The following is a 20730-nucleotide window of genomic DNA, read 5'->3' on the forward strand; positions in this document are numbered from 1 at the left end:
TTGTCGAGGGGGTGTCAGGCGCGGAAATCGGCCCAGATCGGCAGATGGTCGGACGCCTTGCGCGACGATGCGCTGTCATGGACGCCGCAGTCGGTCAGCGTCAGGCGGGCGCAATGCATGATCCGGTCGAGCCGCGCCACCGGGCGACGCGCATGAAAACTGCGCCCGCACGGCGCGAAACTATAATGATGGGCAAAGTCAGCGAGGCAGCCGCGATTGGCGCTCCATTCATTGAGGTCGCCCATCAGCACGGTCGGCATTGCCGCGCCCTGCGCCGCTGCATGGATCACCGCTGCCGCCTGCCGCCGTCGCCACAGGCCCGACAGGTCGAGATGCATTCCGAACACGCGCAGCGACAGGCCGCTGACCGTCACTTCCGCCATGGTCGCGCCGCGCGGTTCCAGATAGGGCAGGTGCAGCACATCGCTAAGGTCGATTTGCGCGGCCTTGCGCACCAGCAGCGCATTGCCGTGCCAGCCCATCGAATCGATCTGCACGTTGAGCGGCACCGGCTTATAATCGCTCAGCCGCTCCATCAGCAGCGGCGGGATGGCGGCGGATCGCACGCCAAAGCGCCGGTCGGCCTCTTGCAAGGCGACGACGTCCGCATCCACCTCGCCCAGCACCTCCAGCACCCGTTCGGGCATTCGCCGCCGGTCGGTGCCGATGGCCTTGCGGATATTGTAACTGGCAACGCGGATTGTCCTCATCGCCGCTTCAATGCCTGAGCCGTGACGATGTTTCCAGTGTATCGCGGGATGTTCTTGCAATGTTCGCGCATGGTCGGCATATCTTCGCCATGGCCAAGGCAAAGCGCAAATATGTCTGTCAGCAATGCGGCACCGTGGCGGCACGGTGGCAGGGGCAATGTGAGGATTGCGGTGAGTGGAACAGCATCGTCGAGGAGGCGCCGGAAACCGCTTTTTCGGCGCGGCATGATCTGCACGCTGGCGGGCGGGCGATCATACTCAGCGGTCTCGACAGCAAGATCGAGCTGCCACCGCGCACCAGCACCGGCATTGCCGAGTTCGACCGGGCGCTGGGCGGCGGAATCGTCGCGGGATCGGCGACGCTGATCGGCGGCGATCCGGGCATCGGCAAATCGACATTGCTGTTGCAAGCGGCGGCACGGGTCGCGGCGCGCGGGCTGTCCGTGGTCTATATCAGCGGTGAGGAAGCGACCGATCAGGTTCGCCTGCGCGCGCAGCGGCTGGGGCTGGGCAATGCCCCGGTCATGCTGGCGAGCGCTACGTCGGTGCGCGACATATTGACGACATTGGGGGAGGGGGAGCCGCCCGCCCTGCTGATCATCGATTCGATCCAGACGATGCACAGCGACCTGATCGAGGGCGCGCCCGGCACCGTCAGCCAGGTGCGGGCTTCGTCACAGGAGCTCATCCGCTTCGCCAAGCAGCGTAACACCGCACTGGTGCTGGTCGGCCATGTCACCAAGGATGGCAGCATCGCAGGTCCCCGCGTGCTGGAACATATGGTCGATACGGTGCTGGCGTTCGAGGGGGAGCGCAGCCACCAATATCGCATCCTGCGCGCGATCAAGAACCGCTTTGGCGGCACCGACGAGATTGGCGTGTTCGCGATGGTGGCAGAAGGACTTGAGGAAGTCTCCAACCCGTCCGCCCTGTTCCTGACCCATCGTGACGAAAGCGTGACCGGCGCGACCGTGTTCCCCGCGCTGGAAGGGACGCGGCCGGTGCTGGTGGAGATACAGGCGCTGGTCGTGCGCCTGTCGAGCGGAGCGACGCCGCGCCGGGCGGTGGTCGGCTGGGACAGCGGGCGGCTGGCGATGGTGCTGGCGGTGCTGGAATCGCGCTGTGGCCTGAGCTTTTCGACCTGCGAAGTCTATCTGAACGTCGCTGGCGGCTATCGCCTGTCGGACCCGGCGGCGGACCTGGCCGTGGCGGCGGCTTTGGTGTCGGCTCTGTCGGAAAAGCCGGTGCCTGCCGATGTCGTGCTGTTCGGCGAAATTGCGTTGTCGAGCGAAATCCGGCCCGTCGCCCATGCCCCGCTGCGGCTGCGCGAATCGGCCAAGCTGGGCTTCAACCGCGCCTTCATTCCCGCCGCAGCAGCCGACGGGGTGAAGGGGATTGCGGTCAGCGGCTTCCGAACTTTGGCGGGGCTGGTTGACCAGATGCTGGGCAGGGGATAGCCACGCTGGCGATGAACGCCGTCGATATTCTCGTCCTGCTCGCCATTGGCGGTTGCGCCGTGCTGGGGCTGCTGCGCGGTTTCGTGCTGGAAACCCTCTCGCTCATGGCCTGGGTGCTGGCGATCTTCGCCATCCGCCTGTTCCATGCGTCGGCGACCGACCTACTCAGCGCCTTTGTCGGCACGACCAGCGGCGCGGCGGTGCTGGCGCTGGTGCTGGTGTTCGGCGTGACTTTCGCTGCGGGCAAGATGATCGCCCACGCCATTGGCCGCCGCACGCGCCAGTCGGTGCTGGGTCCGGTCGATCGGGTGCTGGGTGGTGGTTTCGGTGCGGTCAAGGGGCTGATCGGCGCAACCCTGATCTTCCTCGCCTTCAGTCTGGTGTACGACACCATGTATGGCAGCGGCGCGCGCCGCCCCGACTGGCTGTCCGACGCCCGCACCTTCCCGCTGCTCAATGCCAGCGGACAGTCGATCAGCGAATTTCTGGCGGAACAGCGGGCGAAGAAGGTGGTGGCGGCTGAGTAGCTGACTTAAGCCCCTCCCCTTCAGGGGAGGGGTTGGGGGTGGGGGTTCGCCCCACGCTCAACGACGGAGGACAGCCCCCACCCCAACCCCTCCCCTGAAGGGGAGGGGCTAATCAAGATCACACCCAACCCTTCGCCCGATACGCCTCCGCCGTCGCCTTCAATCCCGCTTCGGTCGGCACCTGCGGCATCCATAATTGTTTCGGTACATGCGCGCCCGTAGCGGCGACCCAGTCGGGGTGGCAGAAATAGTCGACCCGGTCGGGGGTCAATTTCGCGCCCTTGCCCCGGATCATCCGGTCGGTCCGCGCCGCCACGCCCAGCAGCCAGGCCGGAGTCGCCAGCGTCCGCACGGCGCGGCCCATGGCCCGGCCGATCGCGGCGCCAAAATCCTTATGGTCCCAGCCGCCCACCGTGCCGTCATCCGCCTCATAGATGTGGGTCAGGCTAATCTCCCGCTCACCCGCCAGCGTCAGCAGCAAGCGCGCCAGATCGCCGACCTCGATCACTGAAAGCCGCCCGCCCGGCGGCAGCATCATGATGCCGCGCTTGGCCATGCGGAACAATTCCAGCATTTCCCGGTCGTTCGGCCCGTAAATGGCGGGCGGACGCACGATCGTCCAGTCCAGCCCGCTGGCTTTCACATGGCGTTCGGCCAATGCCTTGGACCAGCCATAGTCGGACAGGTCCGGCTCCCGTGCGGCCAGCGACGACACATGCACCAGCCGCCGCACACCCCGCTTGCGCATCGCGTCGATCACGGCGATCGTCCCGCGCGCATTGCCTGCCTCGAACGCATCGCGATGGGGCGCGTTCACCACGCCCGCGATATGCACCACGACATCGGCGTCGCGCACCAGCGTGTCGAGGCCCGCCGCATCGTCCAGCGACCCCGGCACCCATTTCAGCCGCGCGCGCGGCGGCTGCGCCTTGCGGGTCAGGGCGGTGACATGATGCCCCGCCGCCAGCGCCTGATCCAACGTCTCCGCGCCGACGAAACCCGTCGCGCCGGTCATAGCCATCCGCAATGCCATGGCGTCAGACCATCGCCATATGGTCGCGATGGACCAGTACGGATCGGGGCAGGTGGCCGAGCAGCGTAGCGATATCTTCGCTGCGCTTGCCTGCGATCCGCACCGCTTCCTCGCTGTCATATTCGCTCAAGCCGCGCGCGATCACCCGGCCATCGGCGGTCATGATGTCCACCACATCGCCGCGCGCAAACACGCCCTCCACGCTGGCGACCCCGGCAGGCAGCAGGCTGTTTCCCTTACCCAGCGCCCGTTCCGCGCCTGCGTCCACGATGATCCGCCCGCGCACCGTCAACCGCCCGGCCAGCCAGCCCTTGCGCGCGCGTTTGGCGGGCGCGGCCAGGAAGATCGACCCCTTGCCGCCACCCGTCCAGTGCGACAGCGGCGCATCGACCTTGCCCGAAATGATCGCCAGATGCGCACCCGCGCCAGTCGCGATCTTCGCCGCTTCGATCTTCGACGTCATGCCGCCCGATCCCATGCCGGACGCGGAGCCACCGTCGGCCATGGCGGCGATTCGCGCATCGATGCGCTCTATTGTTTCGATCAGCATGGCGTCCGCATCGACGTGCGGGTTGGCGGTGTAAAGCCCGTCCACGTCCGACAGCAGGACAACTGCGTCAGCCCGTGCCGCCTGTCCGATACGCGCCGCCAGCCGATCATTATCGCCAAAGCGGATTTCGGCGGTGGCGACGCTGTCATTCTCATTGACCACCGGCACGACGCCCAGCGCCATCAGCCGTTCGAGCGTCGCGGACGCATTGAGATAGCGGCGGCGATTCTCCAGATCATCGAGCGTCACCAGCATCTGCGCTGCGACGATGCCCTGTTCGTCGAGCAGGCTGGCCCAGCATTGCGACAAAGCAATCTGCCCGGTTGCCGCCGCCGCCTGTGCATCTTCCAGTGATCCGCGACCGCCCTTGGGCAATTTCAGCCGCCGCGCCCCCAGCGCGATCGCGCCCGACGATACGATGATGACCTGCTGCCCCGCCACTTTACGCGCCGCGACATCGGCCACCAGCGTCCGCAACCAGTCCACCCGCACCTGTCCCGCCGGATCGACCAGCAGGGCAGAGCCGATCTTGATGACCAGACGGCGGATAAGGGCGGGCGGAAAGCCGGAGAGGGGGTTCATGGGATTAAAACAACATCCGTTCGGTTCGAGCCTGTCGAGAACTATGTGCGCCGTTCTCGACAAGCTCGAACCGAACGGTGGGCGGGTTGACGCCTATAAGGGCGACCATGGGCGTTCGCCCTCGTCGTCCGCGTCGCTGTCCGGCTTCGCATCGTCCAGCGCCTGCCCCACGATCGGCAGGATCGCGTCGAGCAGCGCTTCCACGCCCTCGCCGGTTCCGGCGGAGATGATGAACACATCCTCCACGCCTTCCTCACGCAGCTGGTCGGCAATATCCTCCATCAGTTCCGGGCCGAGCAAATCGCCCTTGTTGAGCGCCACGATCTGCGGCTTTTCGTCCAGCCCCTCGCCATAGGCGGACAATTCGTCCTGCACGATATGGAAGGCCTCGATGGGATCGTCCCCGGTCGCGTCGATCAAATGGAGCAGCACGCGGCAGCGTTCGATATGGCCCAGAAACCGGTCGCCAATCCCCACGCCTTCCGCCGCGCCCGCAATCAGGCCGGGGATGTCCGCCAGCACAAATTCCCGCTGCTTGTGCAGCACAACGCCCAATTGCGGCTTAGTGGTGGTAAAGGCGTAGGCGCCGACCTTCGCCTTGGTATTGGTGACCTGATTGATCAGCGTCGATTTGCCCGCATTGGGCATCCCGACCAGGCCGACATCGGCCAGCAGTTTCAGCCGCAGCCACACCCACATTTCCTGGCCCGGCCAGCCCGTGCCATGCTGGCGCGGGGCGCGGTTGGTGCTGGTCTTGTAGGACATATTGCCCCGGCCGCCATCGCCACCGCGCAGGAAGGTGACGCGCTGCCCCACTTCGGTGAAGTCGGCCAGCACGTCCTGATCCTCATAATCGGGAATGCCATCCTCATCCTCGCTGCCCTCGATCGGCTTGGGATCGGACAATATCTGCGTGCCGACCGGCACCTTGATGACCAAGTCCTTGCCACCCGCGCCATAGCGATTCTTGCCCATGCCCGGCGTGCCGCGCTGCGCCTTGAAATGCTGGGTATAGCGAAAGTCGATCAGGGTATTGAGACCCTGCACCGCTTCAAAGATGATGTCGCCGCCCTTGCCGCCATTGCCGCCGTCCGGGCCGCCATATTCCTCATATTTTTCACGCCGGAAACTGACCGCACCGGGGCCGCCCCAGCCGGACTTGATGAAGATTTTTGCTTGATCGAGAAAATGCATGGGGCGCCCATAGCGCCTAATGGCGCGAAATTAAACCTTTGCGCGCGACGATAAACGCGCGCGGCTTGACGGGGGGCTGGCGGCGGCCTTTCATCGCGGCATGATGACCGCGCCGTTGCTCCATACCGACCGCCTGATCCTGCGCCCGCACGGCCTTGCCGACTATCCCGCCTGCTGCGCGCTGTGGAGCGATGAGGCGGTGGTCCGCCATATTGGCGGATCACCGCAGGACGCGCAGGCCGTGTGGTTCCGCCTGCTGCGCTATGCGGGCATGTGGTCGCTGCTGGGCTATGGCATGTGGGTGATGGAGGATCGCGCGACCGGCACGATGATCGGCGAGGCGGGCTTGCTGAGCGCCGCGCGTGGCCTGCCCGAACTGGACGGTGTGCCTGAAGCGGGCTGGGTACTGGGACCACAGGCCTGGGGTCGCGGGCTGGCGACCGAAGCCATGGCCGCGGTGCTGGGCTGGGCGGACGTCAGTCTGGATGCCATTGCGATCCGCTGCATCATCGAACCGGACAATGGCGCGTCGATCAAGGTGGCGGCGAAGCTGGGCTTTGCCGTGCTGGGCGACGCGGTGTTGGGCGGCAAGGCGATCAGGATGTTCGACCGGCGGGGGTTGTCGGCATGATCGGTTGGGCCATGCCTGTGCTGGTTAGCATTGCTGTACCTGCGATCGGAGAGGCGGATCGCGCGGCCATCGCTGTCCGCGTCGCCGATTTTGGCGCGATGATGCAGGAAGGGCGCATCGCCGACAGCTTAGACTTTATTCCGCCCCGTCTGCTGCGCAGCATCGCGCAGCGTTTCGGCGTGCCGGAAACCGATGTGAAGGCGATGGTTGGCGCACAGATGGCCAATGCTGTGGCGGGTGTTCGTTTCCTGTCCTTTGCCATGGATATGCAGGCAGCGACAGTTGCCACCACGCCAGGCCGGCGGCGTGCCTATATGCTGATCCCGACAGAGAGTCAGATCGCCATTCCCGATTTGGGGACGCTGCGCAGCCAGACCAGCACGTTGGCGTTGCAGGATGAGGGCAAATGGTATCTCATCCGAATCGACAGCGCGCAACAAGTTGCCCTGCTGCGCGCGGCCTACCCCGAATTTACCGGTGTAGATTTTCCGTCAGGGTCCTCGACCATGGTGGACGGGCCGGTGCCTACGCCGCCATAGCGGGCAGGGCATCGGCGTACAAATCCATCGCCGGGTCATCACCCTGTCGCGCCACAGCACCTTCCTCAAAGATCAAACACGGCGCAGTGCCGCCGCGGGCCGGGCTGAAGCGCGGCTCGACGCGGCCATTATGACGAAAGCCGAGCTTGCGCAGCACATTGCCCGACGCGCCATTGTCGGCGAAATGCGCGGCGCGGATGTCGCCCACGCCGTTGGCGCGCGCCATGCGCAGCACCGCGTGCGCCGCTTCGGTTGCGAAACCTAGACCCCAATAGGGGCGGGCGATCCAGTAGCCCAGGTCATGGCCGCCATCTTCGGCGCGCATGACGCCGCAGCCGCCGACCAGACGCGGCGCGCCATGGGTGCGGGTGAAGGCGAGCAGGCTGGGCTGGCGCACATCCTGCGTCCGGGCCAGAAATTCCTGTGCGTCCGCCAAGCCATAGGGGCTGGGCGCGCGGGTCAGGTTGCGCAGGACCGCCGGGTCGCCAATGGCCTGGGCCAGGGCAGGGGCATCCTCCATCCAGCCCGGACGCAGGAGCAGGCGGGGGGTACGGGCGAACATTCTCGTCTCTCCTCTTTGTCTGCGCCGATAGCCGCCAATGATGACGGCTTGACGACGGCATGGCTTCTGGACTGGCCCCGCCCGCATGACGCGCGGGAAGGGCTTTAGTTCCAGGGGCTTGAGGGAAATGGTAAAGAGGTGCGCCGTGTAATCGCAGGCTGATTTTACTGTCTCCAAAATCCTCCCCTGCAAGGGGAGGGGGACCGCCAGCGTAGCTGGTGGTGGAGGGGTGTCGCGCTATCGAGAGCATGACACCCCTCCGTCTGGCCTGCGGCCAGCCACCTCCCCTGCAAGGGGAGGATGCCTATGGAAACAACATCATCGCCAAACGAAAAAGGGGCGCTCCTTGTGGAAGGAGCGCCCCTTTTTCCCTCGAAAACCGACAGCGCCTGATGGCCCTGTCGGGAGGATCGCCCCTTTGCGGAGGGACGATCCGTCATCGATCGTCCGTTATTCGGCGGCCTGTGCTACAGGAGCATCGACCGACACATATTTGCGGCCCTGCTTGCCAGCGTGGAATACCACGCGGCCTTCGCCCAGGGCGAACAGCGTGTGGTCCTTGCCCATGCCGACGTTACGGCCGGGATAGACGCGGGTGCCGCGCTGGCGAATGATGATGTTGCCGCCGATCACTTCCTGACCGCCGAACTTCTTGACGCCAAGGCGCTTCGATTCCGAATCACGACCGTTGCGCGACGAACCGCCAGCTTTCTTATGTGCCATTGTCTAAACTCCTAATTCTAGTCGCGAAGCGATCAGGCTTCAGCAGCGGCAGGGGCCGCGTCATCGGTCTTGGCAGCGGCCTTCTTGGCCTTCTTCTCTTCGCTGCCGATCGACACGATCCGCAGGATCGTGTGACGCTGACGGTGGCCGTTCTTGCGGCGATAATTGTGGCGGCGGCGCTTCTTGAAGACGATGACCTTCTCGCCCTTCGCCTGCGCGATGATCTCGGCTGCGACGGTCAGGCCGGCCACATCCTTGAGGTCGCCGCCTTCACCGGCCAGCAGGACGTCGTCCAGCGTGATCTTGTCACCGGCCTCACCGGCCATTTTCTCGACGACGATCTTGTCTCCGGCGGCGACGCGATATTGCTTGCCGCCTGTGCGCACGATAGCGAACATGGCTTGTCTCTTCTCGTTCAAATCTGCTTTACGCAAATCACCAAAGACATGAAGCCTTAGCCGACCCGCGCGGGAATGTGGCCCGGTAGTGGAATGACTCGGACCTGTCAACCACGATGGGCCGGTTCAGGGGGTGGTTTTCCACCTGCCTTGCCCTATCTATAGCAGGATAAAGGGATAGTGGCACGCATGAAGCGCATCGGAGCAGACAGCAAAGGATTTGCGGGCCAAGGCCTGCCAGTCATCGCTGCCCTGTGGATGCTGATTGCTATCGTCTTGCTCTCCGCCCTCGCGCCGCTTGGACCGCCGCTCAGCCGGGTTGCCGGGCCCGCCTTCAATCCCGCGACGAGCGATGTGGTGATCAAGGCGCGCGCGCCGCTGGCGCCGCAAGCAGTGCAGACCGGGCAGCCGGACGGGGATGGTCCTTTGGCTTTCCACTTGCTCCTGACAGTCGTGGCAGCCTCTTTGCTCATTTTCTGGCGGCTGTGTGCCGTCCCGGCATTGTCTCTCTCAGTGGCGACAGTGCGATCTGGCGCTCGCTCCCGCACTAGGGAAGCGCGCGCACCCCCTGCCTGTTCCTGACGAATCGATTCCGGCCCCTGTGCGCGGGCCTTCGTTCGGAACAAGGATTTGCCTATGCCCCACCACACGCCCCTGATCGGCACGATCGTTGCCGGTCTCGTCGTCGCCTTCATCATGGGGGCGATCGCGCATCGCCTCAAACTCTCGCCGCTGGTCGGCTATCTTGTCGCCGGGATCATGGTCGGTCCCTTCACCCCCGGTTTTGTGGCCGATGCCAGCCTCGCCAACGAACTGGCCGAAATCGGCGTCATCCTGCTGATGTTCGGGGTGGGGCTGCATTTCTCACTGAAAGACCTGCTGTCGGTCAAGCATATCGCCATTCCCGGCGCGCTGGTGCAGATCGCGGTCGCGACCGGCCTTGGCATGGCGCTGGCGCATGTCATGGGCTGGCCGCTGATGGGCGGCATCGTCTTTGGCCTCGCTTTGTCGGTCGCCAGTACCGTCGTCCTGCTGCGCGCCTTGCAGGGGGCAGATCTGGTCGAAACGAAGCGGGGGCGAATCGCGGTCGGCTGGCTGATCGTCGAGGATCTGGTGATGGTCCTGGCGCTCGTCCTGCTGCCAGCCCTCGCCGCCGTCATCAACGACGCGGATTCCGGCGCTGGGGCGGGGGCGCTGATCGCGCCTTTGGTCGGCACACTGCTCAAGGTCGCGGGCTTCGTCGCGCTGATGCTGGTCGTCGGGCGGCGGGTCATCCCCTGGGCGCTGCATTGGGTCGTCCACACCGGATCGCGCGAGCTGTTCCGCCTCGCCGTCCTCTCCATCGCGCTGGGCGTCGCGTTCGGCGCAGCCTATGCGTTCGACGTGTCGTTCGCGCTGGGTGCTTTCTTTGCGGGCATGATCCTGGGCGAAACGCCGCTCAGCCGTCGCGCCACCGAAGAGACACTGCCCCTGCGCGATGCTTTCGCGGTGCTGTTCTTCGTGTCGGTGGGTATGTTGTTCAATCCCGCCGTGTTGGTGCAGCAGCCCCTGCCGCTGCTTGCCACCGTCGCGATCATCATCGTCGGCAAATCGATCGCCGCCTATGCCATCGTCCGCCTGTTCGGTAAGCCCGGCGATACCGCTATGACCATCGCGGTCAGCCTGGCGCAGATCGGCGAATTTTCCTTCATTCTTGCGACGCTGGGGACAGGCCTTGGCGTGCTGCCTGCGGACGCGCGCGACCTGATCCTGGCGGGCGCGATCGTTTCGATCTTCCTCAATCCCATCCTCTTCTCGCTGGCGGTGCATGGCCGCAAGCAGGAGGAGGTCGATGCCGAAGCCGCCCGCGTCGCCGCTGCGCGCCCGGCAATGGGCCATGTCGTGCTGGTCGGCTATGGCCGCGTCGGCAAGCTGATCGCCACCCGCCTGACCCAGCGTGCCGTCCCCTTCGTGGTGATCGAGGGCGATGGCGAAAAAGCCGAGGACGCGCAAGCCGCCGGACTATCCGTGGTGTGCGGCAATGCGCTGGAGGACCGCCACCTCATAAAGGCGGGCGTGAAGGAAGCGCATCACCTGCTGATCGCTGTGCCGGAGGGCTTTGAGGGCGGCGCGATTCACGAACATGCGATCCGCCTGAACCCCAAGCTTGCGGTCATCGCCCGCGCCCATAGTGACGCGGAGGTCGACTATCTCGAAAAACTGGGCGTCCCCCATGTCGTGATGGGCGAGCGGGAACTGGCAGACCGTATGCTCAGCCTGTGCGGTGCGAATTAATCGAGTGACGCCAGAAACCGCGCGGCCTGATCCCGGATCGCCGCGCGGTCATCCTGGGCCATCTTCGCCCAGTTGCGATAGGGCATGGCCAGCCGCACATTGCCGCCCAACAGCTTTTCGTTGCGAGCCAGAAAATCCCAACAAAGCGCGTTGAACGGGCAGGCATCCGCGCCCAGCTTCTGCTTCACATCATAGCGGCAGGATGAACAATGGTCCGACATGCGGTCGATATAGGCGCCGCTCGCCGCATAGGGCTTTGACCCCAGCAGGCCACCGTCGGCAAACTGGCTCATTCCCAGCGTGTTGGGCAGCTCGACCCATTCATAGGCGTCGGCATAGACTTCCAGATACCAGATATGCACGGCGTGCGGGTCGATGCCTGCCAGCAGCGCGAAATTGCCGGTGATCATCAGCCGCTGGATATGATGGGCATAGGCGTGGTCGATGGTCTGGCCGATGGCTTGGCGCATACAATGCATGTCCGTGTCACCCGTCCAGTAAAAGCCGGGCAGGGGCCGCGTCGCCCCCAGCGCGTTGCGCCGCGCATAGTCCGGTCCCTCATGCCAGTAGATACCGCGCACATATTCGCGCCAGCCGATGATCTGGCGGATGAAGCCCTCCGCGGCATTTAATGGCACCTTGCCCGCCCGATAGCGCGCCTCGACCGCGCGGCAGAGCGCCAGCGGATCGAGCAGCCCGGCATTGATATAGGGCGAGAGGACCGAGTGCCACAGGAACGGCTCGTCCGTCAGCATCGCGTCCTGATAGTCGCCAAAGTGCGGCAGCGCCTCGTCCAGAAAGCGACGTTGCTGGCGCAGCGCATCCTCATGCGTCACCGCGAAATGGAAATGGTCGAGGCTGCCGATATGGTCGGCAAAGCGATCCGCCACCAGCGCCAGCACATCCTGCGTGATGGCGTCGGGCCGGAAGCGGACCGGCTGCTGCATCAGCAGGTCGCGCCGGGGTGGAGGCTTGCGGTTGTCCGCGTCATAATTCCATTCGCCACCCTCCGGCTTGCCCGTATCGGTCATCAGCAGCCCGGTCTTGCGCCGCATGTCGCGATAGAAAAACTCCATCCGCAACTGCTTGCGCGCCGCTGCCCATGTGTCGAAAGCGGCGTGGGAACAGAGGAAGCGGTCATCCTCATGGATCGTGACCGGTCGGCCGAAGCGCATCTCCCAGCTTTCCAGCATCGCGCGCACCCGCCATTCGCCGGCTTCGGTCACATGGATGGCAGCGGGCCGGTGCCGCGCGATCGCGCGCGCGACCTCGCCAGTAAAGCTGCCGCTATTGGCCGGATCGTCCAGCGTCACATAATCGACGGTCCAGCCCAGCGCCCGCAGCCGTTCGGCATGGTGGCGCATGGCCGACAGGATGAAGGCGATCTTCGCCTTGTGGTGGCGGACATAGCGGGTTTCATCCGCCACCTCCATCATCAGCACGACGCTGCGCGCCTTGTCTGCGTGCCGCAGCGCGGCGATGTCAGGCGTCAGCTGGTCGCCCAGTACCACAATGAGAAAGGGACCGTCGGTCATGCCTTGCAGCAATGACTGACGGTCCCTTTGGCTCCTAGCTGTTCTAAAGGGTGTTGGCTCACATCAACCCCGTTAGAGATTTACCCCCGGCTGCGCGGCGGACCCTTGCGGGGGCCACCGGCGCCAGCGCCCTTGAAAGGACGCGGGCTGTGCGGTGCTGCGCCGCCACGCGAAAAATTGCCCGGACCGCCACGGGGCGGGCCGGTGCGGTTGGGACGGTCGCCATTGGCGGGGCGCAACTGCTTGCGCTTTTCGCGGGCCTCTTCACGCGGCGCGCCATCGACCGGATCGAACAGCACGTCCGCACCCTCGTCACCCGCTTCGCCGGTGCGGCGGACGGCGGCCAGGAATTTGGACGCGATCGCCTTGGGGATTTCAAACATCGTGTCGTTGGTGGTGATGCGGATCGCGCCAATGTCCCCGCGCGACACATGGCCGCGACGGCAGATCAGCGGCAAAATCCAGCGCGGATCGGCATTCTGGTTGCGGCCGATATTCATGCGGAACCACTGGGTATCCTCAAAACCGGGGCGCGGCCCTTCGCGGCGGGCCGGGGCATCGCTGCCGTCCAGCAGCTCTTCGGGCGCGGGCAGTGCGGCGCGTGCCGACCGCACCAGCATGGCCGCGATTTCCTTGGCGCTCTTGGCTTCCAGCAATTCGCCGCCCAACGCCCAATCGGATTCTTCCAGCTCCATCGGCTCCAGCAGGCGCGCGCGCAGTCGCTCGGCATCCTGCGCGGCGATCGCTTCCTTGGTGGGGGCGGACGTCCATTCGACCGGAATCTTCGCGCCCTTCAGCATCCCTTCCACCCGGCGACGGCGCGGATAGGGGACGATCAGCACGGCGGTGCCCTTCTTGCCCGCACGACCGGTACGGCCCGACCGATGCTGCATGGTTTCCGCGTCGCGCGGAATTTCCACATGCACCACCAAAGTCAGCGTGGGCAGATCTATGCCGCGCGCGGCGACGTCGGTCGCGACGCACACCCGCGCCCGCTTGTCGCGCAGCGCCTGCAACGCATGGTTGCGCTCATTCTGGCTATGTTCGCCCGACAGGGCGACGGCGGCAAAGCCGCGCTCGGTCAGGCTGGCGTGGAGATGGCGGACATTGTCGCGCGTGGCGCAGAACAGGATCGCCGTCTCCGCCTCATGGAAGCGCAGCAGGTTGACCACGGCATTTTCGATGTCGGCGGGGGCGACGGTCATCGCCTGATAGCTGATGTCGCCATGGCCGCGATCATTGCCCGCGGACTGAATCTGGAATGCGTCCTTCTGATAACGGCGGGCCAGCGCGACGATGGGCTTGGGCATGGTCGCCGAAAACAGCAATGTGCGGCGGCCATCGGGGGTGGCGTCGAGAATGCCCTCCAGATCTTCGCGAAAGCCCATGTCGAGCATTTCGTCGGCTTCATCCAGCACGGCGGTTTTGAGCGCCGACAGGTCGAGCGCGCCGCGTTCCAGATGGTCGCGCAGGCGGCCCGGCGTACCGACGACGATATGCGCGCCCTGCGCCAGCGCCTTGCGCTCACGCGCGGCATCCATGCCACCCACGCAGGTGGCGATGCGCGCCCGCGCTCCGGCGTAAAGCCATTCCAGTTCCCGGCTGACCTGCAACGCCAGTTCGCGCGTCGGCGCGATCACCAGCGCCAATGGCCACGCAGGAGGCGGCAGGCGGCCTTCCTCGTTCAGCAATTCGCCCGCCATGGCCAGGCCAAAGGCGACGGTCTTGCCCGACCCGGTCTTGGCCGACACGATCATGTCGCGGCCAACCGCTTCGGGTTCGATGACGGACGCTTGCACTTCGGTCAGGCTTTCATAGCCTTTGGTCGTGAGCGCTTGCGCCAGGATAGGGGGGAGAGTTTCAAATGCCATGCTTTGTATTCCATCGGATAATAGCGACCCGCCATATGCCGACGGATACCAAAAGACCTGTTCCTTCCGCCCGATCGATCGGACGCCCGGAGCGCAAGGTCGCACACTCCGGTTCCAGGTTGGAAACCAACCTCCGTTCAGGCTCAGCCCGAACGGTTGAGGGGAACGACCTGTTTGCCGTTCCCCAAAACAGGAAAGCCTCCTTCCCCATTTCGCGAGGAAGGAGGCTTGCCTGATTGTCTATAGCGCAAAAATCAGATTGCGGCGACTTCTGCCACATCGACCTTCACGCCCGGACCCATCGAGGAGGACAGGGCGATCTTGCGCACATATTTGCCCTTCGAACCGGTCGGCTTGGCCTTGACGATCGCATCGACGAAGGCGTCGAAGTTGCGACGCAGGTCTTCGGCGGTGAAGCTCGCCTTGCCGATGCCCGCATGGATGATGCCGGCCTTTTCGACGCGAAATTCGATCTGACCACCCTTGGCGGCCTTCACGGCTTCGGCGACGTTCGGCGTCACGGTGCCCAGCTTGGGGTTCGGCATCAGGCCCTTGGGACCCAGAACCTTACCCAGACGACCGACCAGACCCATCATGTCCGGCGTCGCGATGACGCGCTGGAAATCGATGTTACCGGCCTGGATCGATTCCAGCAGATCCTCTGCACCCACAATGTCGGCGCCGGCGTCGAGTGCCTGCTGCGCCTTGTCGTTACGGGCGAACACGGCGACGCGAACGTCCTTGCCGGTGCCGGCGGGCAGGGTGACGACGCCACGGACCATCTGGTCGGCGTGACGGGGATCGACGCCCAGGTTGATCGCGATTTCGACACCTTCGTCGAACTTGGCGGTCGCGTGGGTCTTGATCAGGCCCAGCGCCTCATTGACGCCGTGCAGCTTTTCCTTGTTGATCGCGGCGGCCAGAGCCTTCGCCTTCTTGGTCTGCTTTGCCATGGTCTTAGCCCTCCACCACGTCGAGGCCCATCGCGCGAGCGGAGCCTTCGATGATCTTCGTTGCTGCGTCGATGTCATTCGCGTTCAGGTCAACCATCTTGGCCTGCGCGATTTCGGTCAGCTGGGTGCGGGTGATCTTGCCAGCGACGATCTTGCCCGGTTCCTTGGAACCCGACTTCAGGTTGATCGCCTTCTTGATCAGGAAGGTGGCAGGCGGCTGCTTCATCGTGAAGGTGAAGCTGCGGTCGGCATAAACGGTAATGATCGTCGGCAGGGGCGTACCCTTTTCGACATTGGCCGTCTGCGCGTTGAACGCCTTGCAGAATTCCATGATGTTCACGCCGCGCTGACCCAGTGCTGGGCCGATTGGCGGGGCAGGCTTGGCATCTCCAGCGGGCACCTGGAGCTTGATATAGCCCGTAATTTTCTTGGCCATGATGACTCACTCTGTTGCTGGGCGTGCCCAAAGGCGCGCCCGGTTCAAGTTTAGCGGTGCAAACGAAGGCCAAAGCCTCCTCCCGCGCTTATTCCCGGTTGCCCGGAAATTCTCTTTGCCCCGTCATTTCAGTCCGTCATCCCGACGAAATTCGGGATCCATTCTCGCTCGGTCTGCATATCCATGCGACGTTGCCCTGAATGGGTCCCGGATCAAGTCCGGGATGACGATGACGGCACGTAATCTTACTTTGACAGCTCTACCTGCTCGAAATCCAGTTCCACAGGGGTCGCGCGACCGAAGATCGACACCGACACCTTGACCCGGTTCTTCTCGAAATCCAGTTCCTCGACCGTGCCGTTGAAGCTGGCGAAGGGACCGTCCAAAACCTTGACCGCATCGCCGATTTCGTAATCGACGCTGACCTTGTGCTTGGGGGCGGCTTCGGCCTCCTTGCGGGCGCCGAAATAACGCGCGGCTTCCGATTCGCTGATCGGCTGCGGCTTGCCCATCGACCCCAGAAACCCCGTCACTTTGGGCGTGTTCTTAATGAGGTGATAAATATCGTCGTTCATGGCGAGCTTGGCCAGGACATAGCCGGGCATGAACTTGCGCTCGACCTGCACCTTCTTGCCGCGCTTCACCTCGGTCACGGTTTCGACAGGCACTTCGACCTGCTCGACCAGCTGCGTCAGGCCCATGCGCTCCGCTTCGGACAGGATCGATTCCTTGACCTTGTTCTCGAAGCCCGAATAGGCGTGGATGATGTACCAGCGCGCCATGTTACCGTTTCAAACTCCCAAAAACCAACGCAGTCACGTTCACGCCTGACCCGCCGCAAGGCCCAGCAGCCACTGGACGATCGCACCGAAAAAAGTGTCGATGCCAAAGAAGAAGAGGCCCAGCAGCGTCGTCATGATGACGACCATCACGCCGGTCATGACCGTTTCGCGACCCGTGGGCCACACGATCTTCGACGCTTCGGTTTTCACCTGATTGACGAATTCGCCGGGGGAAACCTTCGCCATCGCCTGCCTCAAACCCTTTGCACAAACACCAAAACGCGAAGCAATAGTCCGCCCTCCCGATCCCGCCCATATCGGCGTCCGGGGGATGCGGCCGCATGGCTTCGCGACACAATTTCGACGGCGCGTCTAGCGGCAAACCTTATGGAAAACAAGGATGCTGCTGGAACGCTTGGCAGGAGTGGAGGGACTCGAACCCACGGCATTCGGTTTTGGAGACCGACGCTCTACCAACTGAGCTACACTCCTGTGCCAGCGAAGGAGGGCGCTTTAGCGTGGCCTGCCGGGCAGGGCAAGCGCGATTATGCAGCTTTTTCTTGGGGGTCGGCGATGGTCGTTTCGGCACTGGTCTGCCGTTCCGCCTCCGCATTGATCTGTGCGCCCAGCAGCACGACATAGGCCGACACGAACAGCCAGAGTTGCAGCACGACGACCGCGCCGAGCGACCCGTACGTCTCGTTATAATTGCCAAATGTCGCGACATAGAAGGACACGCCCAGCGTCACGACCAGCCAGAACAAAGTCGCCGTGACCGACCCGACCGTCAGCCACTGCCATTGCGCCTGCCGCCGGTTCGGCCCGAACCGGTAGATCAGGCCGAAAATCACACTGGCCAGCAACCCAGCGCAAATCCAGGTCACCGCCTTGATCGCGAACAGCACGCCCGGACCCCAGCTGACCAGCAGCTTTTGCAGCAGGCCGATGACCGTCGCGGTAAACACACCCGCCACCATCACCAGCACAGCGGAGAAAGTGATCCCCATCGACACGCGGGTAAAAGCGATGATGCCGCGCCCTTCCTTCTGCCCATAGACGATGTTGAGTGCTTCCATGATCGCCGACGCCGCCCGCGTCGCGCCATAAACCGCGATGCCGAGCGCGGCGGCCAGGCCAAAGCCGATCGCAGGCTTGGCAGTGCTGACCACCCCCAGCAACTGGTCGTTGATCAGCTTCGCCGCATCGGCCGGCACGACCGCGATGATCGCCTGCATATGCCGCCCGACCATCGCCGGATCGCCAAACAGCCCATAGGTCAGCACCACAGCCGCCATCATCGGCGCGATCGACAGAAAGGCATAATAAGCGACCCCAGCGGCCAGCAAGCCCACATGGTTGGACGACAGCGCCCCATAAACCCGCTTCAAAATCTCCCACCAGGCCCGCGGCGGTATCTTCCACGGCGCATCGACATGGACTTGCTGCGCGACTGGCTGGCTCATTGGCGTCCCGTATTGGCTGTGGGGCTAGCGCACCAAGAGAATAATCGGTTCCGTGAACGGCACAGAAAAATCGCCGACTATTTGCTTTCGCCAGTTTTCTCTTCGCGGCCAATAAAGATTGTTGCCTTCTGGCGAAGGTCGACGCCGAAGCGATGATCATATCCCATCCACAGGCTGGTTATGAGCAAAGCCCAGAAAATGCTAAATAGGGAGCCTACAAGGAAATATTCGGCGAAGCGCTGTTCATCCATGGCTTTGAAACGGGCCACTGTTTTCAGCGCGATGACAGAAGCCAGAATTTCCCAGCTTTGCAATATGATTCCCACCGCAAGCAACAGGCGTTCGAGCGCACCAATCACACGACCGGCATTGTGTCCGGGGTCAGGCATGTCCGCGATGGCGTCCTTTAAGCCCGTTAACTGGAAAATATTGCGACAAAGCCAGTTGCCCAGGTATGTCAGCAACCAAATCGCGATGGCACTATATGCGACAGCGTGGATCAGCATTGCCCCTCTCCTAAGCGATAAACCCTGTCGAGTTCAGCAAGCGCCTCTTGGATTGCGTTCCAGTGGATCAGATACAGATCAAAGTTGCCCGAATTTCGTACCTTGTAGATATTGTGAACCGACACATTACGTTGTTTGGCAATGTCGATTGGACTGGCACCTTCGATGAGTGCTTGTATGTCGCGGCGCTGGGTGTCTGTCCAATCGCGTTCGATGGCAGTCAGGCTGGCAGCGCTTGCCTCCAGCATCGTTTGGAGCACGGGATGCTCAGGAATGGAGAAGCGATATAGGATATTGGCGCGCTTTTCGTTCAACCGAGCGCGTGTGCTGGCCAGCCCAGGCCCCATCATGTTCCACGCGCGGTCAGAATTCAGTGGGGTCTTTAGCTGCACCAACCCTATCGCAAAGCGGCATTCAACGCCGTATTCCAGCAGTTCCAGTCGAATGGCGCGCGCAATATCGGCAGCCTTAACGAGCGATGTAACAAGGCCTTGGAATTCATCACCTAATGTGATGGTCAACGGCGAAGTCAGATCGGTGCCGCTGTCCTGATTCTGATGATTTACCGCATCGTTAAACCGTGCATGAAGATGCTCCGTATAACCATTGCGTTCGCTATGGACGAGATCGCCCATGATAACGGCCTGCATAGGGGGAAATTGATCCATAATTGGGTCACATAATGGCATGTAACCACTATTGGGTCAATTTAAAAATTAACCTGAAACTGGGTTAAAATGAGTGAGGCTGAGTCTGGTCTACAAAAACACCCCGCCCTTCATGATCCGCCGGGCGCGGCCCTGCACTGGTACGCGGTCGAACGGGGTATTGCCCGCCGCCGCCGCCATCTTGGCGCTGTCGACGATCCATGGCGCATCGGGATCGACAAAGATCAGGTCCGCCGCGCTGCCCGGCGCAAAGCTGCCCGCATTGACGCCCAAAATCCGGGCGGGATTGGCGCTCAGCAAGGTCATCAGCCGGTTGAGCGACACATGCCCCTCCCGAACCAGATTGAGCGAGAGCGCCAGCAGCGTCTCCGCCCCCGCCATGCCGGGCGAGGCGTCGGCGAAGGGCAGGCGCTTGTCCTCCGCCCCGCGCGGATCATGGCTGGAGGTGATGACATCGACCGTCCCGTCCGCCACTGCGGCGATGCTGGCCTTGCGGTCATCCTCCGACCGGAGCGGGGGGGATAGGCGCGCAAAGGTGCGGAAATCGGTCACCGCATTGTCGGCCAGGAACAGATAGGCCGGGCTGATGCCGCAGCTAACCCGCAACCCTTCCGCCTTCGCCGCGCGAATGAGGTCGAAGCCCGCCTTCGTCGTCACCAGCCGGAAATGGATCGCGGCGTTCGCCTGCCGCGCCAGCATGATGTCGCGCGCGATCGCCATCGCTTCGGCGCAGGCTGGCGCGTGGGGCAGGCCCAGCCGCGTCGCCGTCTCGCCGCTCGTCGCCACCGCTTTGCCCGCCAGCCCGCCATCCTCGGCATGGGCGATCACCGTCAGCCCCAGCCCGGACGCATAGGACAGCACCCGCAGCATCACGCCCGAATCCGCAATCCACTGCCGCCCGGTGCCAACCGCCTTCGCGCCCGCCGCCTGCATCATGCCGATCTCGGCCAGTTCGGTGCCTTTCAGGCCCCGCGTTGCCGCCGCGATCGGGTGGACCCAGAAATCGGGCTTCCCCGCCCGCGTCGCCTGCCGGATCAGCGCCGCATCGTCCAGCAGCGACGACTGATCGGGCATCAGCGCCGCACGGGTGATCCCGCCAAAATGAAAGGCCGGCTTGTCGGTGGCAAAGACGCCCAGGTCAATCAGGCCCGGCGCGACCACCAGCCCCTGCGCGTCGACCCTCTCCGCGTCGGCAGGCACCGCAATGTCGCCCGCCGCAACGATCCGGTCGCCCTCGATCAGGATGGAGCCAGAGACCAGCGCATCCCCCGCCGGATCAGCGAGGCGGCCGTTGATGATGGCGAGGGTGGTCATTGAACTGCCTCAATTCCGTTCG

The 20730-nt window shown here is 63.8% G+C and carries 23 protein-coding genes and 1 tRNA gene; 6 read left to right on the forward strand and 18 right to left on the reverse strand.

The window, feature by feature from the left end; translation table 11 throughout:
* Positions 1 to 14: 14 nt before the first annotated feature.
* Positions 15 to 710: an endonuclease/exonuclease/phosphatase family protein gene (locus tag ACODSR_RS04550; protein ID WP_489074095.1), complete on the reverse strand. Its 696-nt coding sequence runs from the start codon at positions 708 to 710 to the stop codon at positions 15 to 17.
* Positions 711 to 799: 89 nt separating this feature from the next.
* On the opposite strand from ACODSR_RS04550, the gene radA reads away from it, so the two are divergent.
* Complete coding sequence (gene radA, locus ACODSR_RS04555; protein WP_489074181.1) at positions 800 to 2167, forward strand: DNA repair protein RadA; 1368 nt, start codon at positions 800 to 802, stop codon at positions 2165 to 2167.
* An 11-nt stretch (positions 2168 to 2178) separates the two neighbouring features.
* Positions 2179 to 2694 carry a CvpA family protein gene (locus ACODSR_RS04560; RefSeq protein WP_489074097.1) on the forward strand — a complete coding sequence of 172 codons (516 nt, stop codon included), beginning with the start codon at positions 2179 to 2181 and terminating at the stop codon, positions 2692 to 2694.
* A 118-nt stretch (positions 2695 to 2812) separates the two neighbouring features.
* Here the strand turns inward: ACODSR_RS04560 and ACODSR_RS04565 are convergent, their stop codons facing one another.
* The 3 genes from ACODSR_RS04565 to obgE all read right to left on the reverse strand — a co-directional run bounded on the left by ACODSR_RS04565 (position 2813) and on the right by obgE (position 6053).
* A complete protein-coding gene (locus tag ACODSR_RS04565; RefSeq protein ID WP_489074099.1) occupies positions 2813 to 3727 on the reverse strand; it encodes an NAD-dependent epimerase/dehydratase family protein in 915 nt (304 codons plus the stop codon).
* A gap of 4 nt (positions 3728 to 3731) precedes the next feature.
* Positions 3732 to 4859, reverse strand: a complete 1128-nt coding sequence (proB, locus tag ACODSR_RS04570) for a glutamate 5-kinase (protein WP_489074101.1) — start codon at positions 4857 to 4859, stop codon at positions 3732 to 3734.
* 93 nt (positions 4860 to 4952) lie between these two features.
* Entirely contained in the window at positions 4953 to 6053 is a 1101-nt protein-coding gene (gene obgE / locus ACODSR_RS04575) for a GTPase ObgE (RefSeq protein ID WP_489074103.1), read from the reverse strand.
* Positions 6054 to 6153: 100 nt separating this feature from the next.
* Between obgE and ACODSR_RS04580 the strand changes: the two genes are divergently transcribed.
* Together ACODSR_RS04580 and ACODSR_RS04585 are read left to right on the forward strand one after the other, a co-directional pair.
* Positions 6154 to 6684 (forward strand): GNAT family N-acetyltransferase, encoded by a 531-nt coding sequence (locus ACODSR_RS04580; RefSeq protein WP_489074105.1) that lies wholly within the window; start codon positions 6154 to 6156, stop codon positions 6682 to 6684.
* Positions 6685 to 6695: 11 nt separating this feature from the next.
* Positions 6696 to 7223: a hypothetical protein gene (locus ACODSR_RS04585; protein WP_489074107.1), complete on the forward strand. Its 528-nt coding sequence runs from the start codon at positions 6696 to 6698 to the stop codon at positions 7221 to 7223.
* Here the strand turns inward: ACODSR_RS04585 and ACODSR_RS04590 are convergent.
* The 3 genes from ACODSR_RS04590 to rplU all read right to left on the reverse strand — a co-directional run bounded on the left by ACODSR_RS04590 (position 7210) and on the right by rplU (position 8906).
* On the reverse strand, positions 7210 to 7785 hold the full coding sequence (locus ACODSR_RS04590) for a GNAT family N-acetyltransferase (protein WP_489074109.1): 576 nt from the start codon (positions 7783 to 7785) through the stop codon (positions 7210 to 7212). The genes ACODSR_RS04585 and ACODSR_RS04590 overlap by 14 nt on opposite strands.
* A 450-nt stretch (positions 7786 to 8235) precedes the next feature.
* Positions 8236 to 8508 carry a 50S ribosomal protein L27 gene (gene rpmA, locus ACODSR_RS04595; RefSeq protein WP_489074111.1) on the reverse strand — a complete coding sequence of 91 codons (273 nt, stop codon included), beginning with the start codon at positions 8506 to 8508 and terminating at the stop codon, positions 8236 to 8238.
* A gap of 32 nt (positions 8509 to 8540) precedes the next feature.
* Positions 8541 to 8906: a 50S ribosomal protein L21 gene (gene rplU, locus ACODSR_RS04600; RefSeq protein WP_489074112.1), complete on the reverse strand. Its 366-nt coding sequence runs from the start codon at positions 8904 to 8906 to the stop codon at positions 8541 to 8543.
* A 189-nt stretch (positions 8907 to 9095) separates the two neighbouring features.
* On the opposite strand from rplU, the gene ACODSR_RS04605 reads away from it, so the two are divergent.
* Positions 9096 to 9488 carry a hypothetical protein gene (locus ACODSR_RS04605; protein WP_489074114.1) on the forward strand — a complete coding sequence of 131 codons (393 nt, stop codon included), beginning with the start codon at positions 9096 to 9098 and terminating at the stop codon, positions 9486 to 9488.
* A 54-nt stretch (positions 9489 to 9542) separates the two neighbouring features.
* Positions 9543 to 11180, forward strand: coding sequence for a YbaL family putative K(+) efflux transporter (gene ybaL / locus ACODSR_RS04610; protein WP_489074116.1), 1638 nt, complete (start codon positions 9543 to 9545; stop codon positions 11178 to 11180).
* Here the strand turns inward: ybaL and ACODSR_RS04615 are convergent.
* The 11 genes from ACODSR_RS04615 to ACODSR_RS04665 all read right to left on the reverse strand — a co-directional run bounded on the left by ACODSR_RS04615 (position 11177) and on the right by ACODSR_RS04665 (position 20708).
* The gene (locus tag ACODSR_RS04615; RefSeq protein WP_489074118.1) at positions 11177 to 12715 is read right to left on the reverse strand and encodes a cryptochrome/photolyase family protein; all 1539 of its coding nucleotides are present in this window, start codon (positions 12713 to 12715) and stop codon (positions 11177 to 11179) included. The genes ybaL and ACODSR_RS04615 overlap by 4 nt on opposite strands.
* An 80-nt stretch (positions 12716 to 12795) precedes the next feature.
* Positions 12796 to 14586: a DEAD/DEAH box helicase gene (locus tag ACODSR_RS04620; RefSeq protein WP_489074120.1), complete on the reverse strand. Its 1791-nt coding sequence runs from the start codon at positions 14584 to 14586 to the stop codon at positions 12796 to 12798.
* A gap of 254 nt (positions 14587 to 14840) precedes the next feature.
* On the reverse strand, positions 14841 to 15539 hold the full coding sequence (rplA, locus tag ACODSR_RS04625) for a 50S ribosomal protein L1 (protein ID WP_119749319.1): 699 nt from the start codon (positions 15537 to 15539) through the stop codon (positions 14841 to 14843).
* Positions 15540 to 15543: 4 nt separating this feature from the next.
* Positions 15544 to 15975 (reverse strand): 50S ribosomal protein L11, encoded by a 432-nt coding sequence (rplK, locus tag ACODSR_RS04630; protein WP_119749317.1) that lies wholly within the window; start codon positions 15973 to 15975, stop codon positions 15544 to 15546.
* Positions 15976 to 16220: 245 nt separating this feature from the next.
* Positions 16221 to 16757, reverse strand: a complete 537-nt coding sequence (gene nusG / locus ACODSR_RS04635; RefSeq protein WP_006968004.1) for a transcription termination/antitermination protein NusG — start codon at positions 16755 to 16757, stop codon at positions 16221 to 16223.
* 39 nt (positions 16758 to 16796) lie between these two features.
* The gene (gene secE / locus ACODSR_RS04640; RefSeq protein ID WP_066857860.1) at positions 16797 to 17003 is read right to left on the reverse strand and encodes a preprotein translocase subunit SecE; all 207 of its coding nucleotides are present in this window, start codon (positions 17001 to 17003) and stop codon (positions 16797 to 16799) included.
* A 170-nt stretch (positions 17004 to 17173) separates the two neighbouring features.
* Positions 17174 to 17249, reverse strand: a tRNA-Trp gene (locus ACODSR_RS04645).
* A 53-nt stretch (positions 17250 to 17302) separates the two neighbouring features.
* On the reverse strand, positions 17303 to 18220 hold the full coding sequence (locus ACODSR_RS04650) for a YihY/virulence factor BrkB family protein (RefSeq protein ID WP_489074122.1): 918 nt from the start codon (positions 18218 to 18220) through the stop codon (positions 17303 to 17305).
* 77 nt (positions 18221 to 18297) lie between these two features.
* Complete coding sequence (locus ACODSR_RS04655; RefSeq protein WP_489074124.1) at positions 18298 to 18726, reverse strand: hypothetical protein; 429 nt, start codon at positions 18724 to 18726, stop codon at positions 18298 to 18300.
* The gene (locus tag ACODSR_RS04660; protein ID WP_489074126.1) at positions 18720 to 19361 is read right to left on the reverse strand and encodes a SatD family protein; all 642 of its coding nucleotides are present in this window, start codon (positions 19359 to 19361) and stop codon (positions 18720 to 18722) included. Before ACODSR_RS04660 ends, ACODSR_RS04655 begins: the two co-directional genes overlap by 7 nt.
* A gap of 123 nt (positions 19362 to 19484) precedes the next feature.
* On the reverse strand, positions 19485 to 20708 hold the full coding sequence (locus tag ACODSR_RS04665; protein WP_489074128.1) for a dihydroorotase: 1224 nt from the start codon (positions 20706 to 20708) through the stop codon (positions 19485 to 19487).
* Positions 20709 to 20730: the final 22 nt, after the last annotated feature.

This window comes from Sphingobium sp. FG125, from assembly GCF_057809795.1.